Origin of the sequence: Vibrio sp. 10N.222.46.A1 (genome assembly GCF_041473595.1) — a bacterium.
Taxonomy (GTDB): Bacteria; Pseudomonadota; Gammaproteobacteria; order Enterobacterales; family Vibrionaceae; genus Vibrio; species Vibrio tasmaniensis_A.
On the sequence record NZ_JBFRSN010000313.1, the window covers coordinates 1 to 6,603 of the forward strand.

The following is a 6,603-nucleotide window of genomic DNA, read 5'->3' on the forward strand; positions in this document are numbered from 1 at the left end:
GCATAATTAGTCATATTCAGATCAAAAAAAAAGCAGCCTAATGGCTGCTTTTTTCATCAATAAAATGTCAACCCATATCAGATCGGGTCACACATTCAGTTACTTCTCTTTAGGCTTTTTACGTTTATCCGTAACTTCCCACTTACCGTCGATGTACAAAGCGGTCCAACCTGAAGGTTTACCGTCCACTTCGGTACGAACGTAGTTTTCTTTTGTCTTACGACTAAAACGAACTACTGTCGGCTTGCCATCAGGATCAGCAACCGGTGCTGATGCCAGATACTGGAATTTAGGTGAGATACGGTCTTTAAAACGAACCAGCTCTTCCACTAATGGTGCACGTGTTTCACGTGATTTAGGGAAATTACTCGCGGCCATAAACAAACCAGAAGCCCCATCACGAAGTACGAAGTATGCATCTGAATTTTCACATGGGAGTTCAGGGAAATGCACTGGGTCTTCTTTAGGTGGCGCTACTTCGCCATTCTTCAGAATCTTACGAGTGTTCTTACAATCTTCACTCGTACAGTCCATGTATTTACCGAAACGACCATTCTTCAAAACCATGTCAGAACTACATTTGTCACACTCAACAAGCGGACCATCATAGCCTTTCACTTTGAATTCGCCGTGTTCAACCACATAACCTTCACAGTTAGGGTTGTTACCACACACATGCATCTTACGCTTATCATCGATCAGATAAGCATCCATTGCCGTTTCACAAATCGGACAACGCTTTTTTGCTCGAAGTGCTGCGGTTTCAACGTCTTCTTCAAGAACGTTGATAATACCGTCTTCATCACCAAGGTTAATGGTTGTCTTACAGCGCTCTTTTGGTGGAAGTGCATAACCAGAACAACCTAGGAATACGCCAGTCGAAGCTGTACGAATACCCATTTTACGGCTACAAGTTGGACACTCAATATCGGTTTCAACGATATGATTTGGCTTCATGCCACCAGCGTCTTCATCTAAATCGGCTTTTTCCAAATCGCCTGTAAAGTCTTCGAAGAAGTTATCTAGCACGCCTTTCCAGCTTGCTTCGCCTTCTGCAATTTGGTCTAACTTCTGCTCCATACGAGCCGTAAAGTCATAGTTCATTAGGTCATTGAAACTGCCATCTAGACGGTCAGTAACAATTTCACCCATCTTCTCAGCATAGAAACGACGCTGTTCAACTTTTACATAACCACGGTCTTGAATCGTAGAGATGATTGATGCGTACGTTGAAGGACGACCAATACCACGCTTCTCAAGCTCTTTAACTAGCGCCGCTTCAGTAAAACGGGCTGGCGGCTTAGTGAAATGCTGTTTAGGGTCTAATGCGATTAGGTCTAGCTTTTCACCAACCTGTACAGCAGGAAGAATCGTATCTTCATTTTTACCCATTGGACGTTGAACGCGAGTCCAACCATCAAACTTAAGAATACGGCCTTTCGCTTTTAACGTGTACTCATCAGCTTTAACGCTTACCGTCGTTGAATCGTATTGCGCAGGTGTCATTTGACATGCAACAAATTGATTCCAAATCAGCGAGTAAAGCTTGTGTGCGTCCGCGTCTACGCCGTTTAGGTCTTCAGACTTAACATCGACACTCGAAGGACGAATCGCTTCGTGAGCCTCTTGTGCGCCCTCTTTGCTGCCGTATACAAGCGCTTTCGGTGGAAGATATTGTGCACCAAACTCAGAACCAATGTATTCACGTGCGGCTTCTACAGCTTCTGAACTCAAGTTGGTCGAGTCAGTACGCATATAAGTGATGTAACCCGCTTCATACAAACGTTGAGCCAACATCATGGTTTTCTTTACGCCGTAACCAAGACGTGTGCTCGCCGCTTGTTGCAGAGTCGACGTGATGTAAGGTGCAGACGGCTTACTCTTAGTTGGGCGGTCTTCACGTTTACATACTTCGTATTGCGCTTTTTCTAAAACGCTTACTGCAGCTTGTGTTTGCGCTTCATTATCAGGTTTAAACGCAACACCGTCTTTTTGAGCGACTTGCAGTCTGAAATCTGTTTTCTCTGCCGTTTTGGTATCAGCATGCACATCCCAGAACTCTTCAGGGATAAAAGCGTTGATCTCGCGCTCACGTTCAACCAGTAGTTTTACAGCTACAGATTGAACACGGCCAGCGGATAGGCCTCGTGCTATTTTTTTCCAAAGCAGTGGTGACACCATAAAGCCAACAACACGGTCCATAAAACGTCGTGCTTGTTGTGCGTTTACGCCGTCGATATTTAGCTCGCCTGGAGTTTCGAAAGCTTGCTGAATAGCATTTTTAGTGATTTCGTTAAAAACCACTCGTTTGTATCGCGTTTCATCACCACCGATGATCTCACGAAGGTGCCATGCGATAGCTTCTCCTTCGCGGTCCAAATCGGTTGCGAGATAAACATGGTCTGCGTTCTCAGCCAGTTTTTGCAATTCAGCAACGACTTTTTCTTTGCCCGGTAAGATTTGGTAATTCGCTTCCCACTCTTGATAAGGGTTGATACCCATCTTTTTAATAAGCGCTTTGCGATCTTTTTCTTTCTTGATACGAGCTTTATCTTCTGGGCTCATACCCTTGGTTGAAACTGCAGCAGCCTTTTGACCTGTACTTTGACCCGCCGTTGGTAAATCACGAACGTGACCTACACTCGACTTAACGACAAAGTCTTTGCCAAGATATTTATTGATAGTTTTAGCCTTGGCTGGCGACTCCACTATAACGAGCGATTTACCCATATTGACTCTAACGTCCTTAATCACGATGCTTCAACACCAACAATTTTACTTGTGGGCTTTTACGCATGATATTCTAAATTCATTGCTTCTTTTTTTACTATTGTGCGAGATTACTAGAAGATCAACCGCTTTTTTCAAAATTGGATCTGATCGCTCGACAATTCGACGACTCATAGAGAAAAGAGTCACAATACAAAGAAGCTATAAAGTACTCACTAAGAATACTTGCAAGAGCCTATTCATCAGGCATTACGTCTAAACGCGCTCATACTAAGCTTGTCGGCGAATCTAACGCGAGCCCCATTCAATTATTTTTGTCATAAATCACAAAATAAATTGTGGATGTTTGAAAAGACTCTCTTAATCGGTTGTGAAATCATTGAATTTCTAGTTCGACACCATAAACTCAACGTTATATTCAGTTATCAGAGATAAACTCATGACAAAGAAAGTAATAGCAGAATTTGATTTACTGCTTATCGCAAACCAAATTATCCAATCACATGATGACTACATTGAAGGCATGCGCGCAAACAGCGTAGTAGAAAAAGACGATGTACTCATTTTCAAAGGTGAATACTTCTTAGACAACAACGGAATGCCGACAGAAAATACAACCGCGGTATTTAACATGTTTAAGTACTTGGCGCATCACCTTTCGAAAGAATTTACAATTCAGCAATAATTAAAAAGCTTGCCATCTAGGCAAGCTTTTTTGTTCCTGGACCTTTATATACTTATCATTTTTATAGACTTAGTATTTTTATAGACTCAGCATTTTCAGCTTATCGAAGTAGTCAGGGAATGTCTTGGATGTACAACCTGGATCATTGATCGTCACCGGGGTGTCACTCAAAGCAACCAATGAGAAACACATCGCCATGCGGTGATCATCGTAAGTATCAATCGCCGCGTGCGTCAGTTCAGCCACAGGGTTAACAATGATGTAGTCTTCACCCTCTTCCACCTCAGCGCCTACTTTACGTAGTTCTGTTGCCATTGCCGCTAAGCGATCCGTCTCTTTCACACGCCAGTTGTAAACATTGCGGATTGCGGTTGTTCCTTTAGCAAACAGAGCCGTTGTCGCAATTGTCATCGCCGCATCTGGAATATGGTTATAGTCCATATCAATGCCTTTTAGCTCACCACAACGAGAGATAACGTAGTCATCACCCCACTCGATTTCAGCACCCATTTTCTCAAGTGCATCAGCGAATTGGATATCACCTTGGATACTGTTTTTGCCAATACCTGTCACTTTAATCTCGCCACCTTTGATAGCAGCGGCTGCAAGGAAATATGACGCAGATGATGCATCACCTTCAACCAAGAAATCACCGGGTGCTATGTAAGATTGCCCAGTTGGAATCACAAATTCTTGGTAGTCACTGTTGATAACATCCACACCAAATTGCTTCATGATATGCAGCGTAATATCGATGTAAGGCTTAGAAACCAATTCACCTTCGATTTTGATGGTCACTTCGCCTTCAGCTAAAGGTGCAGCCATCAAAAATGCCGTCAAGAATTGACTAGAGATAGAACCATCGATAGAAACTGTACCACTCTTTAGCCCAGTACCCGTGATCTTCAGCGGTGGGTAATTTTCGTTCTCTAAGTATTCGACGTTGGCGCCGGCCTCTTGCAGAGCAGTCACTAAGTGACCAATTGGACGCTCTTTCATACGTGGCTCACCAGTAAGAACGTATTCACCGCGACCTAAACAAAGTGCAGCAGCCAATGGACGCATTGCTGTACCCGCGTTACCTAAGAAAAGCTCTAGGGCTTTGTCACTTGAGAATGCACCACCAACACCTGTCACTTCACAAACTGTTTTGTCTGCAGACAACTGATAATCAACACCTAACTGTGTTAATGCATTCAACATATGACGAATGTCATCACTGTCTAGTAAGTTTGTTAGGCGAGTTGTTCCCGTTGAAAGTGCAGCCAAAAGAAGCGCACGATTAGAAACACTTTTTGAGCCAGGTAGGTTAACTTCCCCGCTCACTTTCTGAATTGGTTGTAACGTAAGGCTTTCCATTAGTTCTTATAGTCCTTGTACCACCCGAAGTCACTGGCGCGTATTTATTTTCGGGTGATGAATAATTCTTCGTACTTGCAGACTAACGAACTTTTCCGACGAACTCCAGAGCTAATCCCCTCAATAAAGGCGATTAATTAGCCAACCAAACACATTTGTATACTAGTACACTAGATCAACTCGAACGCCATCTGAAAAATAGAGAATCCGCACATCATCACCTCTATTGAACAACATCGAATTGTCAACGTCTTGAATGATGTTAACCAGATTGTCATCCTTGGTTTTAACCAATAATTCAACGAGTTTATATTCCACCCGATATTGCGTATTGCCGCGATTACGAGCGATCCCCGCCCCCGCTACAGCACCAACCGCCGTTGCGACTTCTTTACCTGTGCCGCCACCAAACTGATTACCAACCAAACCACCAATTGCCGCACCCAACAAGGTTTCCCAACCATTCGCTTTCGACTCTACGATCTCCTGTTGGGTAATGTACCTGACCGTATCAACCTCACCGTAAACGACCTCATTCACTGGTCTGGCTTGGTTTCTGTTGTAAGCTGCATTTGCCAACATGGGCAAAACAAGTAAAATCCAAAGCAACTTCTTCATGGTAAAACTCCTAAAGACCTCTTGGTCAGTGATTAATCTGTAATGCGGTACTTATGACTATATACCTAACCGAACTTGATACTACTAGTATAGAGTTTCCTTCGCCCTTCGACGCGCTTGATGAACCCAACGGTCTACTCGCGTTCGGTGGTGATTTGTCACCCATACGAATTCTGAACGCTTATAGCCAAGGTATATTTCCATGGTATGGCCCAGGTGAGCCTATACTTTGGTGGAGCCCTGCACCGCGAGCGGTATTTAATCCTAAGACATTCGAACCGTCAAAAAGTCTTAAAAAGTTTCAAAGAAAGCACAATTACCGAGTCAGCATCAACCAAGCGACGGACAAAGTAATTGGTTATTGCTCTTCACTAAGGCCCAAAGAAGAAACCTGGCTAAACAGCGACATGCAGTCAGCCTACCGCAAACTCGCTTCATTAGGTTTCTGCCACTCGGTTGAGGTTTGGCAAGATGATGAACTGATCGGCGGACTTTACGGCTTACAAAGAGGCCAAGTCTTTTGCGGTGAATCGATGTTCAGCCTGAAGACTAATGCCTCTAAAATTGCGCTATGGTACTTTTGCGAGCACTTTACACAATTCGGCGGACAACTCATTGATTGCCAAGTCATGAACCCACACTTGGAATCCTTGGGCGCTATCGAGGTTGATAGGGATGAATTCCTGAGTTCTCTTCGATTACTCAAAGAAACGTCCGTTAACGATGCATGTTTTAAAAAACAATGGCTAAAGGAAATGCCTTAATGAATCCAGATTTACAACAAATCAGAATTGGATTAACAGACAATCACGCTTGCAGTTACTTACCCCACCTCGAAGAAAGAGTGGCAGTCACGCTTGATGAACACATGCACACCGCAGATAACTATGAAGTTCTGCTTGCGAATGGATTTCGCCGCAGTGGAACAACCATTTATAAACCACATTGCGATAATTGCTCATCGTGCCAAGCGATTCGACTGTCGATTCCCGAGGTCAAGTTTTCCAAGAGCCAACGACGAATACTCAACAAGGCCAAAGCGCTGCGTTGGGAGCTGAAAGATGAAATGGATGACAACTGGTTTGACTTGTATAGCCGCTATATAACCGCTCGCCACCGTTCGGGAACCATGTATCCACCGAAGAAAGAAGAGTTTCTGCATTTCTCTAAAAATGAATGGCTTGCTACAAAGTTCATGCACATCTATGATG

The 6,603-nt window shown here is 43.7% G+C and carries 5 protein-coding genes and 1 pseudogene; 3 read left to right on the forward strand and 3 right to left on the reverse strand.

What is annotated here, in order from left to right; translation table 11 throughout:
* Nucleotides 1–99 precede the first annotated feature (99 nt).
* Nucleotides 100–2,730: a type I DNA topoisomerase gene (topA, locus tag AB4496_RS10270; protein ID WP_102257367.1), complete on the reverse strand. Its 2,631-nt coding sequence runs from the start codon at nt 2,728–2,730 to the stop codon at nt 100–102.
* Nucleotides 2,731–3,169: 439 nt separating this feature from the next.
* Between topA and AB4496_RS10275 the strand changes: the two genes are divergently transcribed.
* Nucleotides 3,170–3,415 carry a YciN family protein gene (locus AB4496_RS10275; protein ID WP_009846345.1) on the forward strand — a complete coding sequence of 82 codons (246 nt, stop codon included), beginning with the start codon at nt 3,170–3,172 and terminating at the stop codon, nt 3,413–3,415.
* 78 nt (nt 3,416–3,493) lie between these two features.
* Here the strand turns inward: AB4496_RS10275 and aroA are convergent, their stop codons facing one another.
* Both aroA and AB4496_RS10285 read right to left on the reverse strand, forming a co-directional pair.
* Nucleotides 3,494–4,774 (reverse strand): 3-phosphoshikimate 1-carboxyvinyltransferase, encoded by a 1,281-nt coding sequence (gene aroA, locus AB4496_RS10280; protein ID WP_009846344.1) that lies wholly within the window; start codon nt 4,772–4,774, stop codon nt 3,494–3,496.
* Nucleotides 4,775–4,936: 162 nt separating this feature from the next.
* Entirely contained in the window at nt 4,937–5,392 is a 456-nt protein-coding gene (locus tag AB4496_RS10285; RefSeq protein WP_009846343.1) for a glycine zipper 2TM domain-containing protein, read from the reverse strand.
* Nucleotides 5,393–5,445: 53 nt separating this feature from the next.
* Here AB4496_RS10285 and aat point away from each other — a divergent pair, with 53 nt between their 5' ends.
* Together aat and AB4496_RS10295 are read left to right on the forward strand one after the other, a co-directional pair.
* Nucleotides 5,446–6,156 carry a leucyl/phenylalanyl-tRNA--protein transferase gene (aat, locus tag AB4496_RS10290; protein WP_009846342.1) on the forward strand — a complete coding sequence of 237 codons (711 nt, stop codon included), beginning with the start codon at nt 5,446–5,448 and terminating at the stop codon, nt 6,154–6,156.
* Nucleotides 6,156–6,603: pseudogene (locus AB4496_RS10295) on the forward strand (arginyltransferase); the annotation flags it as partial. The gene aat and the pseudogene AB4496_RS10295, both read left to right, overlap by 1 nt.